We start from the raw sequence: 23076 nt of genomic DNA on the forward strand, positions 1-23076 counted from the left end.
GGGGGCAGCGGCGACGCCGTCACGGATGGCCGTCATTTCGTGTAGTACCAGTACTCCGGCTCGTAGCCCTGGAAGGGGTCACCGGCGTCGAGGTGCAGCTTCTTGGTGACCTCGCTGATCGCGAGCGTGTTGGGGGTGTAGATGACCGGCTGGACGCCCGCGATGTAGTCCTCGTAGGCGTACAGGTCGTTGACGTCGCTGCCGGTGGTGGTCTTGACGATCAGCTGGTCGAGCTTCGGGTCGGAGAAGCTCCAGACGTTCGGCCCGGCTCCGGTGGCGAACAGCGCGTCGCCGGTCGGGTAGTAGTCGGGGGCGTAGACCCAGCCGCCGTAGAGCAGGCCCTGCCACTGGCAGCCGGCCGGCTGTGCGTCGCTGCAGGCCACGCCCTCGTTGCCGATGGTGTTCTGGGTCTGGCTGACCATGGTGATGCCGATGCCCGCCTTGGCCGCGTCCGAGCGCATGTCCGCCGCCATGGTGTCCAGCGCGGCCTGGCCGGAGGGGTAGTCGAGCGTGAACGCGGCCTTGGTGCCCGCCGCGATGCCGGCGCCGCACTGGTTCGGGCCGGTGCCCGGGTCGGTGCAGGTGGCCGGGACGCTGTCGGTGTTCCAGCCGTGGCTGTTCAGCAGCTGTTTGGCGGCCGCCGGGTCGTAGGTCGCCCGCTCGGACTGGCTCTTGGGGGAGAGCGGGTTGCCGGCCGGGAGGCTGGGCACGGCGCCGGTGCTCGGGTAGCCCCAGCCCTTCCAGATGCCGTTGATGATGCCCTGCTGGTCCACGGTGTCCTGGACGGCCTTGGTGAAGTAGGGCTGCTTGAACAGCGGCCCCACGGCCGGGTTGGCGAAGTTGATCTGGTAGTACGAGATCTCGTCCAGGTAGGTCGGGGCCGGGATGTAGTAGCCCGCGCTGCTCAGCGGGTTGCCCGCGTCCGGGTTCTTGGCGTTGAAGGTCGGGGAGTTCTCGGCCGGCAGGTAGCCGACGTCGATCGCGTTGGCGCCGCCGCTGCCGGCCTTCAGGTCCGCGTACTCCGTGGTGGCCGAGGTGTAGGGGACGAAGTCCACCTCGTCGAGGTGCGGCTTCTGCGGGCCCGAGTAGGCGGTGTTCGGCACGATCCCGTAGGCGCCGGAGGTGCCGTTGTAGTTCTTGAGCTTCCACGGGCCGTCGACCACCGACCACAGCGGGCTGCCCGCGAAGTCGCCGCCCTTGGTCGACTGCGCGCTGAGGTAGGCGTAGTCGGCCGCGCAGTCCTTCGCGGCGGCGTCCGAACCGAACACGTCGCTCGCGCAACTGCCCTTCTGCCCCTGGCCGGTGAGGTCCCAGGCGAGCGGCATCGGGGTGATCTGGCTGAGCTCGTCGTCGGTGAACCAGGTCTGGTTGACCGGGGTGTTGAGGGTCAGCGTCAGGGTCTGTCCCGAGGCGGTCGCCGAATCGACGTTGTCCGGGAAGTACTTGGCGCCGATCGCCGGGTTCGGCGGGGTGTAGTAGCCGCTGTTGGACGACTCGGCCTTGGCCATGTTGATCCAGAACAGCACGTCCTGGGCGTTGACGTCCTCTCCGTTGGACCACTTCCACGGCTTGACCTGGACGGTGACGGTCTTGCCGTCCGCGCTCCAGGTGGGCGCCTCGCCGAGGGACACCTCCGGGTCGAGGGTGACCTTGTCGTTCAGGCCCCAGTAGTACAGGGGGCGGTAGAACAGCTGCTGGAACTGGCTGGTGTTCACCGTGCTGACCTGGGACGGGGAGTCGAACGGCCAGATGGCGTCCGGGAAGGTGGAGGGCGCCTCGGCGACCCGCACCACACCCCCCTGCACCGCCGCTCCGGCCGGCCCCGGGTTGCCGCTGCCGCCGCCCCCACCACCGCCGGTGCAGGCCGCGGCGGTTGCCACGACCGTGACCAGCGCCACCACCTGCGCGAATCTGCGCGCTCCTGCGGACTTCGTCATCCTTGACTTGCCCCTCTCCCCCACGTGAACACCACGAGTTCTTTCCTTGCGCGACCTGACGGTTCGCCGACGCGGGCATGGCGATGCCGTGGTCGGGCAAGGTGAGCGGCTTTCCCGACGGCGGGAAGGCACCGGCGTCCGCGGGCTTCAGCCGCTTGCCGCGTGCTGGCCCTGCCCCGTTCGGTGCTATTAGTTAGACCGATTTTTCGAACAGAGAGAAGCCTTGGGGACGACTCGTGTTCGTCAAGTTTCCATCAAGGAAAGGATCTTGGGGCCGCACGCGGTTCTCACACCCGGGACCGGGCCGGAGTTCTTACACACCTTTGCCGTCGCTCTGCCGAACCGCTGACCGGCACCCGGCAGGGCCGTGCCCACACCGAGCACGGGACGTACGGAGGGCACCACGATGACGACGAACACGGCGACGAGCACGGCGGCGGAGACGGCCGGCACGGCGACGGACGCGACTGCGGGCCGGGCGAAGGAGCCGGCCCGCCGGGGCGGGCTGGCCGCCGCCGCGCTGGCGGTGCTGGCGGCGGTGCTGCCGGTCACCACCGCCTCGCCCGCGCAGGCCGCCCCCACCGGGGCGGCGGGCCGGCCCGTGTGGTGCCCGACCGTCCCCGGGCACCAGGTCGACTGCACGACCATGCGCCGCCCGCTGGTGACGGACGAGCCGCGCCTGGGCGGCATCGGCGTGAGCTACGCGGTGGTGCGCCACAGCCGCCCCGGCCCCGTCCGGGGCACCATCGCGCTCAACCCCGGCGGCCCCGGCGAAACCCTCATCGACCGCGCCGACCAGGTGGCCGGGGCACTGCAGGGGGTGCTGGACGACTACGACCTGCTCCTGCTGGACCCGCGCGGCACCGGCCGCTCCGGCCGGCTCCCCTGCGACGTCACCGAGGCCGACTACCGCTTCGCCCCGCGCCCCGCCCAGCGCGAGCTCGTCGCCGACTGCGCCGGGGAACTCGGCCCGCGCGCCCGCGGCTACACCAGCGCCGCCACCGCCGACGACCTCGATGCCGCCCGCGCGCGCCTGGGCGCCCCCAAGCTCGTCCTGTACGGCCTGTCGTACGGCACCTACCTGATGCCGGTCTACGCCGACCGCCACCCCCAGCGGGTCGAGTCGATGGTGCTCTCCGGCGCCTACCCGCTCGCCTTCGACTCCCTGGCGCGGCCCGGCGCCCAGCAGGTCTCCCTGACGCTGCGCCGGATCTGCGAGCGCAGCGGGGCCTGCGACCCGGACGGCGCCGTCCGCGACCTCGCCGCCACCACCGAGCGGCTGCGCACCCGCCCGCTGGTGCTGACCGCCGCCCTCGGCGGCAGGCCGCGCACCGTGGTCTTCGGCGAGGACAAGCTCGCCGACCTGATGTACGAGCCCGCCACCCGGGGCATCGGCCTGCACCCCGAGGAGCCCGGTCTGCTCGGCGCGCTGCCGGCCGCCCTGCACGCCCTCGCCGCGGGCGACGACGCACCGCTGACCGCCCTGGTGCGCGCCGAGGTCGAGCACACCGGCACCGAGGACCAGGCCTCCTTCCTGGCCGTCACCTGCAACGACTACGCCCGCGCCTGGGACCCGGCCGCCCCGCCCGCCGAGCGCCGCCGCCAGTACCGGGCCGCCCTGGCCGCCGCCGACCCGGCCGACTTCGGGGCGTTCAGCGTCAAGGGCTGGACCGAGGGACAGACCGACGGCGGCGACAACTGCCTGTCCTGGCCGCGCCACGGCACCGCCGCCCCGCAGCCGACCGACCTGAAGAACGTGCCCGACGTACCCGTCCTGGTGCTCTCCGGAGACCTCGACACCAACACCCCCGAGGCCAACTCCCTCCTCTCCGCCGCCCAGTTCCGCCGCAGCGCCTTCGTCTCCGTGCCCAACAGCGGGCACATCCCGGAGATGGAGTCCACCGGCTGCGCGGTGGGCATCTCCACCGACTTCATCCGCACCGGCGCGGTCGGCGACACCTCCTGCCTCGCGCACATCCCGCCGGTCCCCGTCGTCCCGGTCCCCCGCTGACCCGCTGACCTACCGCCCTCGACCGCCCCCGACCGGCATGACCACGCCCGCCACCAGCGAAAATGACACCATGACAGATCCCACCGCCGCCCGGCGCACCGTCCTGGTCGTCGAGGACGACCCCGGCGTCCGCAACACCCTCGACCACCTGCTCCGCTTCGAGGGCTACCGGGTACTCACCACCGCCGACGGACAGGAGGCCCTGGAGCTCCTGGAGCACCGGCGCCCCGACCTCGCCGTGGTGGACGTGGTCATGCCCCGCCTCGACGGCCTCGCGCTGTGCCGGATGCTGCGCCGGCGCGGCGACCGCCTGCCCGTCCTGGTCCTCACCGCCCGCCACCAGCTCGGCGACCGGGTCGCCGGGCTCGACGCCGGCGCCGACGACTACCTGGCCAAGCCATTCGCCACCGAGGAACTCCTGGCCCGCATACGCGCCCTGCTGCGCCGCACCGAGCCGCTCGGCGGCGAGAGCACCGAACTCGGCCTCGACGACCTCGCCCTGGATCCCGGCGCCCGCCAGGCCCACCGCGGCGGGCGCCGGCTCGACCTGACCAAGACCGAGTTCGACCTGCTGGAACTGCTCCTGCGCAACCAGGGCACCGTCCTGACCCGCCACCAGATCTACGAACGCATCTGGGGCTACGACTTCGACACCGACTCGCGCTCGCTCGACGTCTACATCGGCTACCTGCGCCGCAAGACCGAAGACGGCGGCGCGCCCCGGCTGATCCACACCGTGCGCAACGTCGGCTACACCGCCAGGACCGCCTGATGCTGCGCACCAGGATCGGCCTCGTGGTCCTCGCCTCCGTCCTGCTGGCCATCGCCGTGCCCGTCACCGCCGCCTACCACGGCGTCAGCACCCTGGTCGCCGACCAGCTCGACCGGAGCCTGGAGGACCGGGCCCACACCGTGCTCGCCGCCCTGGACCTGGACCGCCCCCCGCCCGCACGGCCCGACACCGTCGAACAGCTGCTGCTGCCCGACGGCACCACCCGGCCCCTGGGGGCCCCGGACGGCCCGGCGCTACCGGTCTCGGACCGGGCCAGGGAGGTGGCCCGTACCGCACAGGGCGCCCACCAGGAGGACGCCACCGTCGACGGCACCCCCTACGGCATCCTCACCAAGGCCCGCCCCGACGGACAGGGCGCGGTGATGATCGGCCAGACCTACGCCGGGGCGCAGAACGTCGACGACGCCTTCCTGCGCCGCATCACCTGGACCAGCGCCGCGGCCGCGGCCGCCTCCGCACTGCTCAGCTGGCTCGTCCTCGGCCGGATCCTGCGCCCGGTGCGACGCCTGGCCCGCGCCGCCGAACACATCACCACCACCCGCGACCTGGCCACCCCGCTGCCCGCCGCCGGACGCGACGAAGTCGGCCGCCTCACCCGCGCCTTCGAGGCGATGGTCGGCGCCCTGCGCCGCTCCCGCGACCAGCAGCAACGCCTGGTCCAGGACGCCAGCCACGAGCTGCGCACCCCGCTGACCTCGGTACGCGGCTGCGCCGAACTCCTCCAGCGCGCCCGCGGCCGGCTCGCCCCCGCGGACGAGGAGCAGATCCTCGCCACCCTGGTCACCGAAACCGTCGCACTTGACGAACTCGTGCGCGAGCTGGTCGAGTTGGCCACCGACCAGCAGACCGCGGAGGACCCTGAGCCGGTGGACCTGACGGCCGCCGCCGAGGACAGCGCCCGGCGCTTCCGGCGCCGCACCGGCCGCGAGATCACCGTCACCGCCGAACGGCCCGTGCCGGTGCGGGCCCGCCCGCGCGCGCTGCAGCGCTGCGTGGACAACCTGGTCGGCAACGCCGTCAAGTTCAGCCCGGACGGCACCCCGGTGGAGGTCCACGTCACCGACACCCGGCTGGCCGTGCGCGACCACGGGCCCGGCATCGCCCCCGGCGACCGGCAGGCCGTCTTCGAGCGCTTCTACCGCGCCGCCGGCACCCAGTCGACCCCGGGCTCGGGGCTGGGCCTGGCCATCGTCCACGACCTCGTCGCCGCCGACCACGGCACCGTCTTCGCCACCGCCGCCCCCTCCGGCGGCGCCGAGGTCGGCTTCCAGCTGCCGCCCGCACCGGAGGACTGACGGTCCGCCCGGGCTCCCGGGCCGCGACGAGGCCCTGCGCGCCGGGCAGGCGTGCCACCGGTGTGATCGGCTGGAAAACGGGCGCCCCGTGGCGGTTCGGGCGAACCCGGAACCGCCACGGGGCGGGCCATGCCGGTCGTCACCGGATCGGTACGGCCCCCGGCCTGCGCGTCCGGGGCGGCCGGGGAGGTGTGCTCGGGAGAGGTGTGCTCAGTTGAAGACCAGGACGTCGGTGCGCATCGGCAGCGCGCTGCCCCAGCCGATGTTGATCTTGAACGTCACCACGCCGTTGCCGGGGGCGATGCTCGACACCTGGAAGGGCGCCGCGCCGACGAACCGGTTGCCGTTGCTGTCGATCTCGGAGGCCGTGATGACGACCGTCGAGTCGATCCCGATGGCGTTCCAGGCGATCTGGAGGTTGAACGTCCCGTTCCCCGGGGTCCACGTCCACCACCCCCGCCACACGGCGCCGACGTTGCCGCCGATCGCCGCGAGGCCCTGGTCGCGTTCGGCGGGCTGCGAACTGCTCTCGATCCGCGGCACCTCGATGGAGGAAGATTCGGCTGCGGCCATGACGGCTCCCCTCGCGCCGGGAGAGCTCCCATGAGCTCTCCGAATACTTTGAGTGTCCGGTAATGCGCACAGCGTCACAATCACTCGTGCGAGTGAACCCCCGGCGCGCCTCCCCCTGGGGCTTTCGTCACGGCCTCCGGTCGGGCGGTTCGATGGCGAGGGCGTGCCGGAAGATGTTGCGCGGGTCCCAGCGGGCCTTGACCTGTTGCAGGCGGGGGTAGTTGTCCTTGTAGTACAGGGTGTGCCACGGAGTGCCGGAGGTGTTCCACACCGGGTCGGCGAGGTCGGTGTCCGCGTAGTTGATGTAGGAGCCGTCGCTGACCTCGCCGGGGACGGGGACGCCTCCGGTGTCGCGGTACACCTCGCGGTAGAAGTCACGGACCCAGGCCAGCTGGGCCGCGTCGTCCGACTCGTCGGCCCAGACGGTGTAGTAGACGGCCTTCATCACCGAGTCGCGCTGGGCGACGGCGGTGGCGTACGGGGGCACCGCGTTGACCTGGCCGCCGTAGCCGACGAGGAGCAGGCCGCACTCCGTACCGCCCGCGTCGTTCGTCAGGTGCTGGTAGGCGGTGGCGAGTTGGGTGTCGGTGAGGGAGCGGCGCAGGTAGCCGGCCTTGTCCTTGTAGCGCCGGGTGATCGAGTTGCCGGCCTCGCCGGTCCCCGGCCAGGTGCTGGTGGGCAGCCAGGGCATGGTGCCCCGGAGGACGGCGGGTTCGGTGGCACCGACGTCGGCGGTCACCGCGCGGACGAAGTCGGTGAGCACCGTGTCGGACCCCGGAACGCCCGCGTCGATCTGCACGACCAGCTCAAGGGTGCCGGACTTGCGGTGTCCGGCGATGAGGACCGCGTACAGGTTCGCCGCAGGGGTGCCCGGTTCGCTGTTGCGCTCGTGCCAGACGCCGTAGTTGCGCAGCAGGGTGGTGAACGCCCGTTCCGTCATCCTCTCGTCCCAGCTCCAGGCGACCAGGCACCTGCGCAACTCGCCCGGGGCGCGCGGCAGGAGTGCCGCGGGGTCGTGGCCCGCGGTCTCGTGCGAGCGGAGCCAGTAGCGGGTCACGACGCCGAAGTTGCCGCCACCGCCGCCGGTGTGGGCCCACCACAGGTCGTGGTTCGGATCGTCCTGGTCACGGGTGGCGACCACCGCCCGGACGGTCCCGTCCCGGTCGGCCACCACCACCTCGACGGCGTACAGGTAGTCCACGACCGAGCCGTAGGCGCGGGACAGCGGACCGTACCCGCCGCCGGCCAGATGCCCGCCCGCGCCCACCTCGGGGCAGCCGCCGGCCGGGATCGTCACGCCCCAGCCCTTGAACAGGGTCCGGTACACGCGCCCGAGGGTCGCCCCCGGCTGCACCGCGAAGGCACCCATCGCGGGGTCGAAGCCGACGGCGTCCATGGGTGAGAGGTCCAGCAGGAGCTGCACCGCCGGATCGCCGGTGAAGTTCTCGAAACAGTGGCCGCCGCTGCGCACGGCGATCCGGCGCCCGGAGCGGACGGCGTCGGCGACGGCCCGCACCACCTGCCCGGTGGAGCCGGCCAGGCGGATCTCCTCCGGCCGGCCGACGAAACGGTAGTTGTCACCCCGCAGCAGGCTGTCGTAGCGGGAGTCATCGGGGCGGACCGTGACCGGACCGAACGGCCGACCCTCCGACCCGCCCCCGCCGCCCGCCGGGCCCGGGCCCTGGCCCTGGGGGCCCGCCGCCTCGGCGGGCCCGCCGGACAGGCCGGCGACCGCACCGCCGACCGCCACCGCACCGGCCCGGGCGAGCAGGTGGCGACGCCCCAGCCGTTCGTCCGCCGACCCGTCCATCTCTTCCTCCGTTCGCCACGACCATCCGTCAGCGCATGCTACCGGCACACGTGCCATCCAAATACGCTGACCATGCAGATAATTGACGCAGAATCAGATAGCGGTCATCGACACGCCCGGCCGCCCCCGGCGAACGCTCAGCGGGTGCCGCAGAAGACGGCGTCAAGGAACTTGTTGCCCGCCTCGTTCTGCGCCGTCTGCTCGGCGTCATCGCCCCGCGGGGTGTAGGAGAGCGCGACCTGGCGGTCGGCGGTGCCCCACAACTGGGTGGTGAAGCCGAAGGTGCCGCCGTTGTGGCCCAGCACGGTGGTGCAGGAGAGCTGTACCCGCGCCAGCCCCATCCCGTAGTCGATGTCGTGCGAGCCCGGCACGGTCTCGAGCATCGTGGTCATCTCGCGCTGCTCCGCCGGGCGCAGCAACTTCCCGTTCAGCAGGGCCTGCTGGAATCGGATCAGGTCATCGGTGGTGGAGATGATCTCTCCGGCGGCGCCCGCCCAGGAGGGGTTCTGGTCGGTGACGTCGACGTCGGTCTTCTTGACGTTGCCGGTGCCGGCGCCGTCCACGGTGGTCCAGTAGCTGTGGGCGTGCGGGCCGGGGATCGTGGTGGAGCGGCCGGGGAGCGTGGTCTTCGTCATCCCGAGCGGGCGCAGGATGCGCCGGCCGACCTCCTGCCCGTAGGGGTGCCCGGTGACCTGCTCGATGATCAGGCCGAGGACGTCGAAGTTGGTGTTGGAGTAGCCCCATTGGGTGCCGGGCGCGAAGTACGGCGCGTGGGAGACGGAGGCGGTCACCAGCCGGCGCGCGGTGAACGTGCGGTTCAACCCGCCCTGGGCCAGCCAGGTCCGGAAGACGGCCGGGTCGTTGAGGTCGGGGAAGACGTCGGTGCCCTCGTTGGTGGCGTCGAACAGGCCAGTGCGCTGGTTGAGCAGCTGGCGGACGGTGATGTTCTGCCCGTTGGGGACCAGTCCCGGCAGGTGGCTCGACACCGGGTCCTCCAGGCCGAGCCGGTGCTCACCGACCAGTTGCAGCACCGTGGTGGCGACGAAGGTCTTGGTGACGCTGCCGATCCGGAACCGGCCGTCACCACGGACGGGCGCCTGACCGACCAGGTCGGTCACCCCCGTGGTGCCGCGCCACCGCTGGTCGCCGTCGCGCACCTCGGCGATCGCGGACACGGCCTTGGCGCCGGTCAGCCCGTTGAGGGCGAGTTGCAGCGGACCACCTCGCAGGCGGGCCGACGAAGCTGCGGAGTCCTCGGCTCCCGCCACAGCGGCGGAGGCGGGTGACGCGGACACCGCCAGACAGAAGGCTGCGATCAGGGCACTGGTCAGACGACGAGACATGGAGCTTCCCTTCACTCGGGCGAACAGGGGTTCGCCGCGAGTCAGCCTGTCAGCGCCGCCACCGAGGGAGCGTCACTCCGGATGAGGACCCGTCCATCCTTCAACAGGCTTACGAAATACGCACCTTGGGACACCAAAGAGGTACGCGAGGGGTCGTCCCGCGGTCGCATCCGGGGATGCGCCCGCACCCTCGGTCGCGCTACAGCCGGGGGAGCCTCTGGTTCTGGTGGCTCCCGCCGGCATCGGCACAAGGTCCCGCTCTTCGGCCGGTCAGCCGGTCAGCCGGCGCTGATGACCTGGCCGCAGGTGATCGTTCCGTTGAGCGTGACCGTTTGACCGAGGTCGTAGGTGGCGGCCACCTCCGTGTCCGTCAGCGTGACCGTCCAACCATCGCCGGTCTTCCTCGCCTTGACACCGGTCGCGTTGTTCCTCACGCAGCCGCCGACGTTAGGCTGCGGTCTCATCCGACCACCGAGACGAGGACCAGCCCATGCGCAGCCGTACCGGTATCCGTCTGATCGAGACCGCCGACGCCGCCCCGATAGCCGCGCACCGGGCGCGGGACGTCGAGGCCTTCCGGCCGTGGGAACCGGCCCAGCCGGCCGGGTTCTTCACCCCGGAGGGCCAGGCGGAGCGGATCGACGGGCTGCTGGCCGGGTACCGGGCCGGCACGGTCTGGCCGGGCGTCGTGCTCGCCGACGACCAGGTGGTCGGGCAGATCACCGTCGCGGGCATCCTGGCGCAGCCGCACCTGCGCCGCGGCTCCCTCGGATACTGGATCGCCAGTGTCGCCCAGAACCAGGGGCACGCCGGGCGAGCCGTCGAACTCGCGCTCCGGGTGATGGCGGACGAACTCGGGCTGCACCGCGCCGAGGCGTCCACCAGCCTGGAGAACGTGGCGTCGCACCGGGTGCTGCGCCGCCACGGGTTCAGTCCGTACGGCGTCGCGCACTCCTCGATCTTCCTCGACGGGAGCTGGCGGGACGGGCTGCTGTGGGAGCGGATCCTCGGCGACTGAGCGTACGCCCCGTCCGGCAACGGGGCACCGGACGGTCCGTCACAGCTTCGCGGCGCGCGTCAACAGGGAGCGGGCGGTCAGCGCGCTGGTGACGGCGGCGATGCCGGCCAGGAGCAGCATCTGCGGCCAGGCCGCGTCGAAGCCCAGCAGGGCGGAGTCCCGTAGGCAGCGGACCACGTAGGTGACCGGATCCGCCCAGGACAGCAGGCGCAACACCGGGGCCATCTGCTCCACCGGGTAGAAGGACGGGGCAGCGAACAGCAGGACCGGGGCCAGGACGTTGACCGTCACCGTGAAGCGCTGGAAGTCGGTGAACAGCGTGGCCAGCAGCAGGTAGAGGCCGTTGCAGGCGAAGGACGCCAGCACCGTCGAGGCGATCAGGGCGGCCCAGTGCCCCGCCGGCCAGCGGAAGTCGAACACGGCGAGCGCGATGGCGAGTGCCACCAGGGTCTGCGCCAGGACGAGCCCCGCGCCGGCCGCCAGCTTGCCCAGGACGTAGCTGCTGCGCCGTAGCGGGTACGACCAGAGTTCGAGCTCCATCTGGCCGAGCCGCTCCTGGAACAGCGAGGTGCCCGCCGCGGTGGCCGCCGCCAGCATGGAGGAGAGCATCAGCGCGGGCACGGTGAACTCGGCGTAGCCGACGGCGCGTCCGTGGTACCGGACGTCGCCCACCAGGTGGGAGAGCGAGGTGGCGAACAGCAGCAGGTAGACCGCGCTCGGGGTGATCGCCAGCAGGAGGTTGGTCCGGTTCCGGGTGAGCAGGCAGTACTCGCGGTACAGGGTGGCGACGGCGTCCTGCCGCCACCGCCCGCGCCGGGCGGTGGGCGGGGCGGGCGCGGTACCGGCGGTGTCGGCGGAGGCGGAGGAGTCGGCGGAGTCAGCAGTGCCGGCGGAGTCGGCGGTCGCAGTGGTCACGGTTGGCTCTCCACGAGGTCGATGAACGCGTCCTCCAGCGACGGCGGGAGGTACTCCACGGACGCCGTGTCCGGGCCGTCGGAGCGCAGGCGGGTGAGAAGGGCGGGCAGCCGGGTGCGCACGTCGCGCCCGGACAGCTGCACCAGTCCGTCCGTGACGACGGCCTGCAACCCGGCCGAGCGGGCCAGGTCGGCGAACGGCTCGGGCTGCGCCGGGTCGGCCGGCCGGACGCGTACGACCTGCGGGCCGAAGCGCTCGGCGAGCTCGCGCGGGGTGCCGTCCTGGAGCAGCCGGCCCCGGTTGACGATCAGCACCCGGCCGCAGTTGCGTTCCAGCTCCTCGACGTAGTGGCTGGTCCACAGCATGGTGGTGCCGTACCGGTGGCGCAGGTCCCGCAGCAGCTCCCACATCCTCCGGCGGCCGCTCACGTCCATGCCGGCGGAGGGCTCGTCGAGCAGCAGCAGCCGGGGGCGGCCGAGCAGCGCCCGGACGATCTGGAGGCGGCGCCGCTCGCCGCCGGAGAGGGTGAACACCAGCTGGCCGGTGGCCGAGCCGAGGCCGAGCGTGTCCAACAACTCGTCGACCGTCGGGCGGACTTCGTGCCAGCGCAGGCCCTTGAAGGCGGTGGCGATGCGCAGGTTGTCCAGGAGGGACAGCATCATGTCGAAGGGCGCCGACTGGTGGACGACGCCGAGCTGGTGCTTCACCTCGCTGCCGGCCGTCGGCTCCTCGTCGAACACGGTGACCCGGCCCGTGGTGGGCGCGGTGACGCCGCAGATCAGCTTGGTGAGCGTGGTCTTCCCGGCGCCGTTCGGTCCGAGCAGTCCGACGACGGCGCCGTCGCCGAGGTCGAAGGAGATGCCGTCGACGGCGTTGCGGGTCATGCCGGTGTAGCGCTTGACCAGGTTCTCCACGTGCAGCGGGTTCGTCATCCGAACCACCCCGCGAGGTCCGGCCGGACGGGGGCCTGGTCCGGCCCGGTGGGAAGAACACCCCGGACGGGAAGAACGCTCCGGGCGGGGACAGCGCCCCGGGCGGCTTCGACGCGTGCGCGGACGAACTCGGCGGTGTCGGCCGGTCGCGGCGGGTCCAGCAGGGTGCCGTGGCCGACGTGGAAGTCCGCCGTCCCGGGTCGCAGCGGCGGCCGTCCGCCGCAGCCGTCCGAGGACCGCGTCGCCCGATCGTCCGAGGGCCCGGCCGTCGGGCCGTCCGGGGGGAGACCGGCGGCCCGGCCGATCAGGATGTCGACGTCGCGCCGGCCGGCGGCGGCGAGCAGTTCGTCGAGGGCGGTCCCCGGGAGCGCGCCGTACGGGGAGACGCTGATCACCGGTCGGGCCTCGCCCCTCGACAGGCCGGGCGTGTCGCCGCGGCGCGTCGCCGGGTGCCACCACGCGTAGGCCGGGGCCGGGCCGGGGAGCCAGATCCGGGTCCGACCCGCCCCCCGGTCGGGGTGGGCGGCGAGCCGGGCCAGGTCCAGGCCCGGGAGCGTGACCGCTCGGCGGTACGCGGGCACCACCCCGAGGTACTCCCCTGGCCCGACCACCGGGTCGACCAGCGGGAGGTTGTCCCCCCGGGTGAGCAGCCGGCCGCCCGCCCGGTCGACCACGCGGTGCACGATCACCTTCCGGTCGAGCAGGACGACCGCCACGTCCCCCGGCTCCACCTCGTCGAAGGGCCGGGCCAGGACCGTGATCACGGTCCCGGGCTCGATCGTGGGCAGCATGCTCCGCCCGGCGGTCCTCAGCCGCGCCCTCCCCACGGCGGCCAGGGCGCTGCGCAGCAGTCGGATCTGCGACGGTTCCTCAGACACGGGCGTCACCCTGGTCCGCCGCCACCAGCAGGTCCTGTGCCAGCAGTCGTGCCACGAACTCCTGGACGTCCTTGGCGATCAGTGCCCGCTGCGCGGGGCTTTCGGCGCCGTGGCGCCGGGCGAGTTCGGCGACCACGTCCGGGACGGAGCGGTTCTCGGCCAGTTCCAGCCAGATCTCGGCGGCGGTGTGGTTGAGGGTGCGGAACTCCCCACTGCGGGCGGAGTAGATCCGCACCTCGTCCAGGGAGGGGGTCCAGACCACCTCGGAGTCGATCAGGTAGTGCATCGGCGGTCCTCTCGGTCGGCGAGCGGCAGCAGGCGGCGTTCCGGGGCCTTCCAGTCCTCGTACACCGGGTGGAGGGAGTCGTCCCGGACGAGCAGCGGGCGGAACAGCTCGTCCCGTCCGGCCTTGAGCCGGGCTCCCGGGACGCCGTTCACGCTCCACAGACTGGCGATCATCGACTGGCGCAGGATGCGGCAGAGGTGGCGGCCGTTGCGGTGCACGTCGCCGGTCTCGGCCAGGTGGTAGGCCCGGCAGCCGCCGCCGCAGGCACCGCGGATGTAGCAGTGGCGGCAGTCCTGGAGGTTCTCCCCGGTGAAGACGTTGTTGGTCCGCAGGTCGGCGAGGACCGGGGCGGCGAAGATCTCCGCCAGCGGCTGGCGGCGGACGTTGCCGGCGATGTGGACCTGTTCGGTGACCAGCTTGCAGGGGTAGACCGTGCCGAGCGAGTTGACGTAGACCTCGTTGCCGCCCATGCCGCAATTGCCCTTCACCGAGCAGGGTTTGCTCGCTTTCGGGCCCTCCGGCAGGAGCTTGCCGGCCAGCGGGTGGGTCCAGCAGAAGTCCAGCACCTTCTGGTAGTCCGCCCAGCCGTAGTCGAAGCCGTCGGTCGCGCCGCGGCCCAGGTCGGTGTGGTTCATCATCCGGACCCGGGAGATGTCGAGGTCGGCGACGAACTCGGCCAGCCGGTCGAGGACGTCGACGTTCTCGGGGGTCACCACGTGGTTGATGACCGGGGTGACGCCCGCCTGGTTCAGCAGGCGCAGGCCCTGGGCCGTCCGGGCGAAGGTGCCCTTGCCGCGGGTCCGTTCGTGCGTCTCGACGGTGCCGCCGTCCAGGCTGACCGTGACCTGGTTGAAGACCTCGGCCATCCGCTGCGCGGTTTCGAGCCTCCGGATGGTGGTGCCGTTGGTGATGATGTTGGCGGCGAGCCCGCGTTCCCGGGCGTGCCCGGCGACGGTGAACAGGTCCTTGCGGAGCATGGGTTCACCGCCGGTGAAGACGATGACCCGGGCCCCCAGGTCGGCGGCCTGGTCGACGAGGTCGAGCGACTCGGCGGTGTCAAGCTCGCCGGGCAGGGCCTTCTCCGAGGAGGCGTAGCAGTAGGGGCAGCGCAGGTTGCAGCCGTCCGTGATCGCGTAGTAGACCATCGACAGCCGTGGCTCCGGGGCCCGGACCACGGGGCGCCGGCCGGGCAGGTAGACCAGCCAGTTCAGGACCGCCTTCGCCAGCGCGCGTTCGGCGGTGCCCGCGTCCGAGGGCAGCGCGCCCCTCGGGCGGCCCGGGGCGGCGAGCGCGCGGAGCACGTCGGTTTCCGGGGCGGTCATCAGGCACCAGGCCGCCAGCTCCGGATTGGTGACCAGACGGTCCCCGCCGTTCGTGAAGTAGACCAGGTCGTCGGGAACCACCAGGTCGTCCCAGAGTTCGAGCAGTTTCATTCTCCACCTCGGCCGTCAGGGGTGGGTGCCCGGCCCGGAGGCCGGGCACCGACCGGCTACGTGATGAGCGGTGCCGATCTCGGCAGGGCCGTCACTCGGCCGCGGGGTCCTCGATCCCGTGGCCGCTGCCGGCGCCGGAGAAGGCGCCGCAGCTGCAGGAACAGCTCATGCCGGCCTCGAACTCGTCGGACCTCATCTCCGGCTTGACCCAGGCGCTCTCAGTCATGGTTCGTGATCCCTTCCGTTGACGGGACCCGCCCTGGCGGTGCGGGTGGAATGAGCATGACGCCCAGTCAGCGCACCTGGGGAGGGCAAGACTTGCCCTGGGTCCGGCCGTTGCCGTGTGCAGGAGGCGTGAAGGAACATGGCCGGTTGGTGTCTGTGCGACGGCACGGGGATCGCGCACGATGCATGCGTGGACACCAAGGCCGCGATACGCGAGTTCCTCGTCTCCCGTCGCATGCGACTGCGCCCCCAGGACGTCGGCGTACCCCCCTGGCAAGGCGTCCGCCGGGTCGAGGGCCTGCGCCGGGAGGAGGTCGCCGCGCTGGCGAACGTCAGCGTCGACCAGTACGTCCGCCTGGAGCGCGGTCAGGCCTCCCGGGTCTCGGATGCCGTCATCGACGCGGTCGCCGTCGCGCTGCGCCTGACCGCCAACGAGCACCGCTACCTGCGCACGCTCGCCCGCCCGGCCACGCCGCCCCGGCAGGCGGCCGCTCGCCGGCGCCCGGTGCGCCCCAGCGTCCAGCTCTTCCTCGACTCGATGCGCTGCACCCCCGCCTACCTGGTCGGCCACTGCGGCGCCATCCTCGCCTGGAACCACCTCGCCGCCCACGCCTTCCTCGACTTCGCCGACGTCCCCGAAGCCCGGCGCACGCTCGGCCGGCTCGTCTTCACCGACCCCAGGGCGCGCGACATCTACGTGGACTGGCCGACCAAGGCCCGCGAGACGGTCGCCTACCTGCGCACCGAGGCCGCCGCGCGCCCGCACGACCCGGAGTTCGCCCGGCAGATCGCCCGACTCCGCCAGGAGAGCGCCGAGTTCGCGGACCTGTGGGACCGGCACTCGATCATGGAACTCACCCACGACATCACGCGCCTGCGCACCCGCGCCGGAACGGTCGAGCTGTCCTGGGACGCCTTCCAGATGGCCGACGACGCCCACGAGTTCATCGTCGTCTACACCCCGACCACCCCCGCCGCGGCAGCCACCCTCGCCCGGCTGGAGAGCGAGCCGGTCGACGGCGGCGACGACTCGGCAGGTCCGCGAGCCGGCGCGCTACCCGGTCAGCGCCGCGTACAGGGGGGCCAGCAGGGAGAGGTCGTCGGTGGTGACGGTGAGGTGGGTGGCGCCGGCGGACCGCCAGGCGTCGGCGAGGGAGCGCCAGGTGTTCGGCCGGCCGGGGTCGGGGCGCAGGCGGGCCTCGACGCCGAAGGCGCTCCAGTCGCGGCCGGCGTCGGTCACCGCCGTCCGCAGTTCGGCGATGAGCGCGGCGCCGCGGTTGACCCGGTTGGCGAGCAGGCCGGACATGGTGAAGCCGTCGGCGAGGGTGGCGATCCGGCGCAGTGAGCCCGGTCTTCCCCCGGTACGCAGGGTGCCGCCGCCCATCCAGAGGGGCACGGCACGCGGCCGGGGGGTGAGGGTGACGCCGGAGAACGCGACGTGCGCGCCGGCGAAGTCCGCGTCCGGCCGCGTCCACAGCAGGCGCAGCGCGTGGACCTGTTCCTCGAACAGTGCCGCGCGGGTGCCCGGGGCGACGCCGAGGGCGGCGGACTCGGCGGGGTCGGATCCGATGGCGACGCCCAGCCGCAGCCGGTCGCCGCTGAGGTGGGCCAGTTGCGCGGCCTGCTTGGCGGCGAGCACCACCGGGCGGTGCGGCAGGATCGTCATCGCGGTGGCCAGCTCGATCCGGGTGGTGACGGCCGCCAGGAACGCCACCAGTGTCAGGCTCTCGTAGGCGGGAACGCCGGACACCAGGTGCTCGGGGACGGACAGGTGGTCGTACCCGAGGGTCTCCGCGGTCGCCGCGAACGCGCGGAGTCCGGCGGGTGACAGGGCCGTCGGGACGGTCCAGCCGAGGCGGAGGGTCATTTGCGGAAGGCCTCCGGGTCGGCGGTGGAGACGAACACCGCACGCGGGCGCTCGGCGGGCAGCAGCTGGGAGTTGAGGAGGTGGCGCAGTGCCTTCTCGCCGCCGGGGAGGGTGCCGGTGACGGACAGGTGGACGTGGAGGACCTGCGTGCCGTCCTCGGTCACCACCTCGGGCACGCAGTGCACGACCCCCGGGATGGCGTGTGCGGCCTGCCGGACGGTGTTCAGCGAGACCTTCTCACCGCGCAGGACCACGAAGTCCGACAGGCGTCCGTGGAAGGTCAGGTAGCCGTCGTCGATCGAGAAGGCGTCCCCGGTGGCGATGGTCCGCGGCCCGAGCAGGACTCTGCTGCTGTGCTGCCCGACCCGTCGCAGCAGGACGGTGCCGGACTCGACCAGCAGTTCGCCCACGTCGCCCTGCACCCCGCGCAGCGACGCGCGCACTCCCGGCAGCGGGCGGCCGACCGAGCCGTGCCGGTGCGCGGGCTCGGCGTGCGCGGCCAGGGTCGACACGCGCGGTCCGGCCTCGGTGAGCCCGTAGGTCAGGTACAGCTCCGCAGAGGGCCGCGCGGCCAGCAGGCGGGCCACCTCCGCCGGTGCGAGCCGGTCCCCGCCGACCGCCAGGGCCCGCAGGCCGCCTGGCACGAGCGCGGCGTCGGCCAGCAGTTGGCGGGCGATCGTCGGGGTCACCGCCGAGTGGGTGACCCCGCGCGCGGCGACCGCCTCGCGGTACCCGGCCGGCGAGAACGGCGGCCCGTCGAGCACCAGTCGCGCCTTGGTCACGTACGCGGCGAGCGCCTGCGCCACGAGGGCGTAGGAGTAGTACAGCGGCAGGTTCACCAGCAGGGTGTCGGCCGAGGTGATGCCGGTGGCCCCGGCGTGCAGGCGGGCGTTGTGCAGGAGCGAGGCCACCCGGTGCACGCACGCGCTGAACATCCCGGAGGTGCCGGAGGTGGACAGCAGGATCTCGCCCGGCCGGTACGGGGTGGCGGGGTGCCCGGTCGGCACGGCGAGCGCGCCGCCCACCGGCAGCTGCGGCCCCGCGCCGGCCAGCCGGGTGGTCACCACGACGCCGGCCCCGACGTGCCCGGCCAGCGCGCGCACCCGCTGCCACGGGGTGCTCGGCGGCACGGCCAGCGGCACCAGGCCCAGCAGCAGCGACGAGAGCAGCACGCGCAGCAGTTCGACTCCGTTGGCGAGGCAGAGCACCACCGCGTCGCCCGGTGCCAGGCCCAGCCCGGCCAGGTCCGCCAGCACGTCGTCCACCCCGGCCGGGGCGCCGCCGCCCGTACTGGCCGGGATCGTCTCGACCCGGGTCAGGAAGTCGGCCACCTCGGACCGGGTGAGGCCGTTCACCGCTCGTCCCGGGCGCTGGTCAGGACCAGGCAGCGGCACAACTGCCCCTCTCCTGGGGCGGGTTGCAGGCCGACCAGGAGCACGTGCCGGGCGTGGCCGTCCGCGAGCCAGCCGCCGAGCACCGTGAACGCGACGGGGGTGGCCCGGTCGGGGTGCGCCGCCAGCAGCAGGGACGGCCCGCGCAGCCCGTGGCGCAGGGCGGGCAGCCCGGCCAGCACGCCCGGGTTCGCTCCGGCGAAGCGCAGCGGCGACACCCGGGACCTCGGCACCGAGTCGGCGATGCGGCGCATCGTCCGTTCGCTCCCGGTCGCGCTCATGACCAGGATCCCGGTGTCGGCGGCGTCGTCGAGCACGGGTTCGGCGCAGTCCGCGAATGCCCGGTCCACGGTCTCGGCGACCAGCCAGGCCGCCGGGTCGGCGTAGAAGGACGGTTTGTTCACCGCGTACTCCTCCGGGTCGTCGGCGAGCACCGTCGCCGAACCGAGCACCCGGGTGCCCCTCGGCACGTGTGTCACGTCCTCACCCCTTCGAACAGCAGGCACGTGTTGAACCCGCCGAACCCCAGCGTCAGGCTCAGTCCGGCGCCGGGGCCGACCGCTCGCGCCGATCCCGCGGCCAGCCGCAGCGGGGCCACCGGATCGCGCAGTCCGAAGACCGGTGGGGCCTGACGGTGGCGCAGGGCCAAGACCGTCGCCACGGCCTCGACGGCCCCGGTCGCGCCCAGGCTGTGGCCGAACGCCCCCTTGGTGGCGAACACCACCGGGCCGTCGGCTCCGAACAGCTCCAGCAGGCTGCGCGCCTCGACCTCGTCGTTGAGCGGTGTGCCGGTCCCGTGGGCGTTGACCACCGCGACGTCCGCGGGTGCCAGGCCCGCGGAGGCCAGGCAGCGTTCGACGGCGCGCAGCACGGCGCGCCCGGACGGGTCCGGTGCGGTGAGCCCGGCGGCGTCGTTGGCCGCGCCGGCCCCGCGAAGCCGGGCGTGCACCCGGGCGCCGCGCTCCCGGGCGGAGTCGGGGTGCTCGACCACCACGAAGGCCGCGCCCTCGCCGAGCAGCATCCCGTCGCGCGCCCGGTCGAAGGCCCGCAGTCCGGTGGGGCTCATCGTGCCCAGCGCGGAGTGCCCGAGCCGCTTGGCCTCGGTGACCACGTCCACCCCGCCCGCCACGCAGACCCGCCGCTCGCCCGAGCGCACCAGGGCGTGCGCGACGGCGATCGCGTCCGACCCCGCGGAACAGGCGGTCATGACGCAGACCGGCGTGCCCGGGTGCCCGATGCCCGCCGCCGCGTCGTCCGCCCAGGCGTGCAGCGTCGGCTCCGCCTCGTCCAGGCAGGCGCCGAAGCTGGTGCCCAGGACGAGGCCGACCTCGGGGTCGGTGGTGGACAGGCCGGCGTCCGCGAACGCGGCGGACAGCGTCCGCCCGGCGAGCGCGCGCTGGCGCTCGCCCGCCCGGGTCCCGTACGGCGGCGACGCGACGACGGCGGCGGCGGTGTTGCGCAGGGGGTGCGGCGAGTGGACGGGCGCCAGCGCCGAGTCGCCCGCGCACAGCCGTTCCCACACCGCCTCCTGGTCCCGGCCCAGCGGGGTGTCCCAGGCCAGTCCGGTGATCACCGGGGTCACCACGGCCGGGCCGCCGCGGGATCGACCTTCGTCCGGCTCATCGCGCCGCGGAACCCGGCGACCGAGCGGCCCTCCACGGTCACCACGGCGGAGAAGGCGAAGGTGGGGCCGGACAGCCGGTCCGCGCGGACGTCGAGCACGACCTGGTCGCCGGGCACGACCGGGGCGAGGAACCGGGACTTGACCGTGCCGACCAGGGTGACCTCGTCGTCGGCGAGCGGATCGCTGCTCAACTGGTAGAGCAGGACGCCGGACTGGGCGAAGGCCTGCATGGTGTGGCTGCCGGGCAGGATCAGCCCCGGGGTCAGGCCGCGCTCGGGCAGGTGCCCGGACAGCGCGCCCATCTCCGCCGAGACGGCGAACATGCTGCGCAGGAACACGCCGGGCTCATGGTCCAGCACCCGGTCGATGAACAGGCGGGGGTGGCGTCCGCGCACCAGGGCCGCGATGGCCGAGGTGCCCAGCGGACGCGCCTCGCGGACCATGACGGGCGGGGGTGCCGTTTCGTTCGGGTGTCGCATCCGGGACGATTCCTCTCAGGGCCTGTCGCAGCGGTGCCGGTAGGGGCACCACGCGCCGGGTGTCGGGGGCGACGGCGGCGAAGACGAGGTCGCCGGCCACCAGCGGGGTGCGGGTGCCGTCCTGCTCCTCCCGCAGCAGACGTACCGCGAGGGCGAACCAGGCCGCGCCGACGTGGTCGACCCGGGTGTCCCCGATGATCACGTCGCGGTACACGGCGCTGTTGAGGTAGGTCACCCGCAGGTCGGCGACCACCAGGTCGACGTCGGCCGCGCCGAACGCGGTCAGGCCCGCGCCGTGCGCTTCGAGGTGTTCGGTGCCCGCGGTCTCCATCAGCGAGGTGTAGCGGGAGAAGTGCACGATCCCGGTCGCGTCGGTGTCGACGTGCTCGACCCGGGTGCGGAACTCCGCGCTCACCACAGGGCCCGGGCGCCTGCCGCCACCCGGTCCACGATCTCGTCGGCCTGCGTCCCGGTGGTGATCAGCGGCAGCACGATCCGCAGGGTGGGGTGGACGTAGCGCCGGCCGCCGGAGCGTCTGCCCGCGCCCGCCATGAACTCCGCGTACACGCCCGCTTCGATCAACTCCCGGCGCAGCGCGCCGATCCGGTCCGCCGCGGCGGCGGTCAGCTCCACGCCGAGCATGACCCCGCTCCCGCGGACCTCGGTGAACACGTCCGGGTGGCGGCCCACCAGGGCGTCGTCGAGACGCTTGGCCAGGTCCACGCCGACGTCGGCCGAGCGTCGCAGCAGCCCTTCGCTCTCGATGTGCTCGATGCCGTCGCGGATCACCGCGCAGTTCGGCGGCCGCAGGTCGGAGGTGGTCACGGCGCCGGAGGAGCGGACGGCCAGCTCCTTGCGGGCGATCACCATCGAGGTGGACACCGTGCCCATGCCCAGGAACTTGCCGATGACGGTGATGTCGGTGGGCACCGGTCCGTCCGCGTCGCGCATGGCGAACCAGCTGCCGGTCTTGGCGAACGTCAGCACCTCGTCGGCCACCAGCAGCACGCCGTCGGCCGTGCACCGCCGCGCGAGTTCGCGCAGGTATCCGGGCGGAGGCGCGAGGATGCCCGCGTCGCCCTGGATCGGTTCGACCACGACGGCCAGCAGCCGGTCGGCGGACTCGGCGAAGTACTCCGTCAGGGCGTCGAGGTCGCCGAACGGGATGTGGTGGACCCGGACGCCGTACGGGCCGGTGGTGTCCGCGCCGGGCAGCCCGGCCCGGTAGTACCTGCGGTTGAGCAGCTGCACCAGCCCGCTGGTCCAGCCGTGCCAGGCGCCGTGGAAGGCCAGGACGGTGTCGCGCCGCTCCTTGCCCGGGCGGTGGGACAGCCGCCGGCCGTCGAAGCGGGACTCCAGCACCAGCCGCAGGGCCAACTCGTTGCCCTCCGAGCCGGAGTTGCGTCCGCTGACGTGGTACCGCCCCGCGGGGAAGTGGTCGGTCCACAGCCCGCCGGGGCCGAAGAGCCGGTCGAGGAGCTCCGCCCGTTCCAGCGAGCCCAGTTCGTCGGTGACGTTGCCGACTCCGGTGCTGCGCGCGAGCGCCGCTCGTACGACGGGGTGGTCGCCGCCCAGGGTGGCGCTGGCGTAGCCGCCGCTGGCGTCCAGCAACCGCAGCCGCCTGCCCCGGTGTTCCCGGCTCAGGTCGACCACGTCGAGGTGCAGGCCGCTGCCGCCCACGCAGGCGAACGGGAGCCGGGTGGCCCCGTAGTGGTTGAGGTGCAGGTCAGTGCCGCGCAACAGCACACCGGTCGGGTCCCCGGGGTGGTCGTCAGCGGTGACCGGGGCCGTGCTCACGCGGTGGCCGGGGGGCGGTCGGCCCCCGACAGCCGCTCGACCAGCGCCAGCACATCGCCGAGGGTGGACAACTCCCCCGCCGCGATGGCCTCGTCGGGGATGCTGATGTCGAACGCCTCTTCACACTGCACGCGCAGTTCCACGAAACCGAGCGAGTCCATGCCGTAATTCTCGCGCAGCCTGTCGTCGAGTCGCATCCGGTCGATCGGCACCTCCACCAGCACCTCGGAGTGCAGAATTCGCTTGATGGTCTGCAAAGGATTCACCAGAACTTCCCCTCTGGGTGGGTTCATTCGAACAGGCGGCGACCGGGCGTCCGGCGTGCGGAAAGGCGAGTGAGATCGCGGAAACGGTCGGGCCGAAAGCGGGCCGACGCCGATCGAAATACAAGGCGGCGTCGGCCATTCACGCTTTATCGAAGCTAGCCGAGGCCTTATCACCTGTCAATGGTCAACGATTTACCCGTCAC

23 protein-coding genes and 1 pseudogene are annotated in these 23076 nt (G+C 73.0%); 5 read left to right on the top strand and 19 right to left on the bottom strand.

Annotated features, from left to right (window positions below; translation table 11 throughout):
• Positions 1 to 32: 32 nt before the first annotated feature.
• Entirely contained in the window at positions 33 to 1937 is a 1905-nt protein-coding gene (locus tag ACFVTF_RS06130; RefSeq protein WP_387809693.1) for an ABC transporter substrate-binding protein, read from the bottom strand.
• A 406-nt stretch (positions 1938 to 2343) separates the two neighbouring features.
• Between ACFVTF_RS06130 and ACFVTF_RS06135 the strand changes: the two genes are divergently transcribed.
• From ACFVTF_RS06135 to ACFVTF_RS06145, 3 genes are all read left to right on the top strand, one after another.
• A complete protein-coding gene (locus tag ACFVTF_RS06135; RefSeq protein ID WP_387809696.1) occupies positions 2344 to 3948 on the top strand; it encodes an alpha/beta fold hydrolase in 1605 nt (534 codons plus the stop codon).
• A gap of 70 nt (positions 3949 to 4018) precedes the next feature.
• Positions 4019 to 4720, top strand: coding sequence for a response regulator transcription factor (locus ACFVTF_RS06140; RefSeq protein ID WP_387809699.1), 702 nt, complete (start codon positions 4019 to 4021; stop codon positions 4718 to 4720).
• Positions 4720 to 6036: a sensor histidine kinase gene (locus tag ACFVTF_RS06145; RefSeq protein WP_387809702.1), complete on the top strand. Its 1317-nt coding sequence runs from the start codon at positions 4720 to 4722 to the stop codon at positions 6034 to 6036. The genes ACFVTF_RS06140 and ACFVTF_RS06145 overlap by 1 nt, the downstream gene beginning before the upstream one ends.
• A 210-nt stretch (positions 6037 to 6246) precedes the next feature.
• On the opposite strand, the gene ACFVTF_RS06150 is transcribed toward ACFVTF_RS06145, so the two are convergent.
• From ACFVTF_RS06150 to ACFVTF_RS06165, 4 genes are all read right to left on the bottom strand, one after another.
• Positions 6247 to 6609, bottom strand: a complete 363-nt coding sequence (locus tag ACFVTF_RS06150) for a hypothetical protein (RefSeq protein ID WP_387809705.1) — start codon at positions 6607 to 6609, stop codon at positions 6247 to 6249.
• A 127-nt stretch (positions 6610 to 6736) separates the two neighbouring features.
• A complete protein-coding gene (locus ACFVTF_RS06155; RefSeq protein ID WP_387809708.1) occupies positions 6737 to 8419 on the bottom strand; it encodes an FAD-binding oxidoreductase in 1683 nt (560 codons plus the stop codon).
• 137 nt (positions 8420 to 8556) lie between these two features.
• Positions 8557 to 9762, bottom strand: a complete 1206-nt coding sequence (locus tag ACFVTF_RS06160) for a serine hydrolase domain-containing protein (RefSeq protein ID WP_387809711.1) — start codon at positions 9760 to 9762, stop codon at positions 8557 to 8559.
• A 278-nt stretch (positions 9763 to 10040) separates the two neighbouring features.
• Entirely contained in the window at positions 10041 to 10196 is a 156-nt protein-coding gene (locus ACFVTF_RS06165) for a hypothetical protein (protein ID WP_387809714.1), read from the bottom strand.
• Between the two features lie 56 nt (positions 10197 to 10252).
• Here ACFVTF_RS06165 and ACFVTF_RS06170 point away from each other — a divergent pair, with 56 nt between their 5' ends.
• A complete protein-coding gene (locus ACFVTF_RS06170) occupies positions 10253 to 10780 on the top strand; it encodes a GNAT family N-acetyltransferase (protein WP_387809717.1) in 528 nt (175 codons plus the stop codon).
• A 39-nt stretch (positions 10781 to 10819) separates the two neighbouring features.
• Here the strand turns inward: ACFVTF_RS06170 and ACFVTF_RS06175 are convergent, their stop codons facing one another.
• The 6 genes from ACFVTF_RS06175 to stsA form a co-directional block, all read right to left on the bottom strand.
• Positions 10820 to 11695 (bottom strand): ABC transporter permease, encoded by an 876-nt coding sequence (locus ACFVTF_RS06175; RefSeq protein ID WP_387809720.1) that lies wholly within the window; start codon positions 11693 to 11695, stop codon positions 10820 to 10822.
• The gene (locus ACFVTF_RS06180; RefSeq protein WP_387809723.1) at positions 11692 to 12627 is read right to left on the bottom strand and encodes an ATP-binding cassette domain-containing protein; all 936 of its coding nucleotides are present in this window, start codon (positions 12625 to 12627) and stop codon (positions 11692 to 11694) included. The genes ACFVTF_RS06175 and ACFVTF_RS06180 overlap by 4 nt, the downstream gene beginning before the upstream one ends.
• Positions 12624 to 13505 carry a S24/S26 family peptidase gene (locus tag ACFVTF_RS06185; RefSeq protein WP_387809726.1) on the bottom strand — a complete coding sequence of 294 codons (882 nt, stop codon included), beginning with the start codon at positions 13503 to 13505 and terminating at the stop codon, positions 12624 to 12626. The genes ACFVTF_RS06180 and ACFVTF_RS06185 overlap by 4 nt, the downstream gene beginning before the upstream one ends.
• Complete coding sequence (locus ACFVTF_RS06190) at positions 13498 to 13791, bottom strand: PqqD family protein (RefSeq protein ID WP_331743653.1); 294 nt, start codon at positions 13789 to 13791, stop codon at positions 13498 to 13500. The genes ACFVTF_RS06185 and ACFVTF_RS06190 overlap by 8 nt, the downstream gene beginning before the upstream one ends.
• On the bottom strand, positions 13779 to 15224 hold the full coding sequence (gene stsB / locus ACFVTF_RS06195; protein WP_387809729.1) for a StsB family radical SAM/SPASM domain sactipeptide maturase: 1446 nt from the start codon (positions 15222 to 15224) through the stop codon (positions 13779 to 13781). Before stsB ends, ACFVTF_RS06190 begins: the two co-directional genes overlap by 13 nt.
• 91 nt (positions 15225 to 15315) lie before the next feature.
• Entirely contained in the window at positions 15316 to 15450 is a 135-nt protein-coding gene (gene stsA, locus ACFVTF_RS06200; RefSeq protein ID WP_279634967.1) for a StsA family sactipeptide RiPP, read from the bottom strand.
• 234 nt (positions 15451 to 15684) lie between these two features.
• On the opposite strand from stsA, the pseudogene ACFVTF_RS06205 reads away from it, so the two are divergent.
• A pseudogene (locus ACFVTF_RS06205) lies at positions 15685 to 16437 on the top strand (helix-turn-helix domain-containing protein); the annotation flags it as partial.
• A gap of 66 nt (positions 16438 to 16503) precedes the next feature.
• Here the strand turns inward: ACFVTF_RS06205 and ACFVTF_RS06210 are convergent.
• The 8 genes from ACFVTF_RS06210 to ACFVTF_RS06245 are packed head-to-tail and all read right to left on the bottom strand — an operon-like array spanning position 16504 to position 22873.
• Entirely contained in the window at positions 16504 to 17316 is an 813-nt protein-coding gene (locus ACFVTF_RS06210; RefSeq protein ID WP_387809732.1) for a TIGR03619 family F420-dependent LLM class oxidoreductase, read from the bottom strand.
• Positions 17313 to 18671: a class I adenylate-forming enzyme family protein gene (locus tag ACFVTF_RS06215; RefSeq protein ID WP_387809735.1), complete on the bottom strand. Its 1359-nt coding sequence runs from the start codon at positions 18669 to 18671 to the stop codon at positions 17313 to 17315. Before ACFVTF_RS06215 ends, ACFVTF_RS06210 begins: the two co-directional genes overlap by 4 nt.
• A complete protein-coding gene (locus ACFVTF_RS06220) occupies positions 18668 to 19177 on the bottom strand; it encodes a polyketide synthase (RefSeq protein WP_387809738.1) in 510 nt (169 codons plus the stop codon). The genes ACFVTF_RS06215 and ACFVTF_RS06220 overlap by 4 nt, the downstream gene beginning before the upstream one ends.
• 5 nt (positions 19178 to 19182) lie before the next feature.
• Positions 19183 to 20280 (bottom strand): beta-ketoacyl synthase N-terminal-like domain-containing protein, encoded by a 1098-nt coding sequence (locus ACFVTF_RS06225; RefSeq protein WP_387809741.1) that lies wholly within the window; start codon positions 20278 to 20280, stop codon positions 19183 to 19185.
• Between the two features lie 5 nt (positions 20281 to 20285).
• Positions 20286 to 20690, bottom strand: coding sequence for a 3-hydroxyacyl-ACP dehydratase FabZ family protein (locus tag ACFVTF_RS06230; protein WP_371523196.1), 405 nt, complete (start codon positions 20688 to 20690; stop codon positions 20286 to 20288).
• Entirely contained in the window at positions 20677 to 21225 is a 549-nt protein-coding gene (locus ACFVTF_RS06235; RefSeq protein WP_387809744.1) for an acyl-CoA thioesterase, read from the bottom strand. The genes ACFVTF_RS06230 and ACFVTF_RS06235 overlap by 14 nt, the downstream gene beginning before the upstream one ends.
• Positions 21222 to 22607, bottom strand: a complete 1386-nt coding sequence (locus tag ACFVTF_RS06240; RefSeq protein WP_387809747.1) for an aminotransferase class III-fold pyridoxal phosphate-dependent enzyme — start codon at positions 22605 to 22607, stop codon at positions 21222 to 21224. Before ACFVTF_RS06240 ends, ACFVTF_RS06235 begins: the two co-directional genes overlap by 4 nt.
• Positions 22604 to 22873, bottom strand: a complete 270-nt coding sequence (locus tag ACFVTF_RS06245; RefSeq protein ID WP_244293790.1) for an acyl carrier protein — start codon at positions 22871 to 22873, stop codon at positions 22604 to 22606. The genes ACFVTF_RS06240 and ACFVTF_RS06245 overlap by 4 nt, the downstream gene beginning before the upstream one ends.
• Positions 22874 to 23076 lie beyond the last annotated feature (203 nt).

This window comes from Kitasatospora sp. NPDC057940, assembly GCF_042887425.1.
GTDB lineage: Bacteria > Actinomycetota > Actinomycetes > Streptomycetales > Streptomycetaceae > Kitasatospora.

What these genes read in the sequence shown, in the direction of transcription:
- ACFVTF_RS06130 (WP_387809693.1), bottom strand. Translation starts at nt 1,937, where the DNA reads ATGACGAAGTCCGCAGGAGCGCGCAGATTCGCGCAGGTGGTGGCGCTG.
- ACFVTF_RS06135 (WP_387809696.1), top strand. Translation starts at nt 2,344, where the DNA reads ATGACGACGAACACGGCGACGAGCACGGCGGCGGAGACGGCCGGCACG.
- ACFVTF_RS06140 (WP_387809699.1), top strand. Translation starts at nt 4,019, where the DNA reads ATGACAGATCCCACCGCCGCCCGGCGCACCGTCCTGGTCGTCGAGGAC.
- ACFVTF_RS06145 (WP_387809702.1), top strand. Translation starts at nt 4,720, where the DNA reads ATGCTGCGCACCAGGATCGGCCTCGTGGTCCTCGCCTCCGTCCTGCTG.
- ACFVTF_RS06150 (WP_387809705.1), bottom strand. Translation starts at nt 6,609, where the DNA reads ATGGCCGCAGCCGAATCTTCCTCCATCGAGGTGCCGCGGATCGAGAGC.
- ACFVTF_RS06155 (WP_387809708.1), bottom strand. Translation starts at nt 8,419, where the DNA reads ATGGACGGGTCGGCGGACGAACGGCTGGGGCGTCGCCACCTGCTCGCC.
- ACFVTF_RS06160 (WP_387809711.1), bottom strand. Translation starts at nt 9,762, where the DNA reads ATGTCTCGTCGTCTGACCAGTGCCCTGATCGCAGCCTTCTGTCTGGCG.
- ACFVTF_RS06170 (WP_387809717.1), top strand. Translation starts at nt 10,253, where the DNA reads ATGCGCAGCCGTACCGGTATCCGTCTGATCGAGACCGCCGACGCCGCC.
- ACFVTF_RS06180 (WP_387809723.1), bottom strand. Translation starts at nt 12,627, where the DNA reads ATGACGAACCCGCTGCACGTGGAGAACCTGGTCAAGCGCTACACCGGC.
- ACFVTF_RS06190 (WP_331743653.1), bottom strand. Translation starts at nt 13,791, where the DNA reads ATGCACTACCTGATCGACTCCGAGGTGGTCTGGACCCCCTCCCTGGAC.
- stsB (WP_387809729.1), bottom strand. Translation starts at nt 15,224, where the DNA reads ATGAAACTGCTCGAACTCTGGGACGACCTGGTGGTTCCCGACGACCTG.
- stsA (WP_279634967.1), bottom strand. Translation starts at nt 15,450, where the DNA reads ATGACTGAGAGCGCCTGGGTCAAGCCGGAGATGAGGTCCGACGAGTTC.
- ACFVTF_RS06210 (WP_387809732.1), bottom strand. Translation starts at nt 17,316, where the DNA reads ATGACCCTCCGCCTCGGCTGGACCGTCCCGACGGCCCTGTCACCCGCC.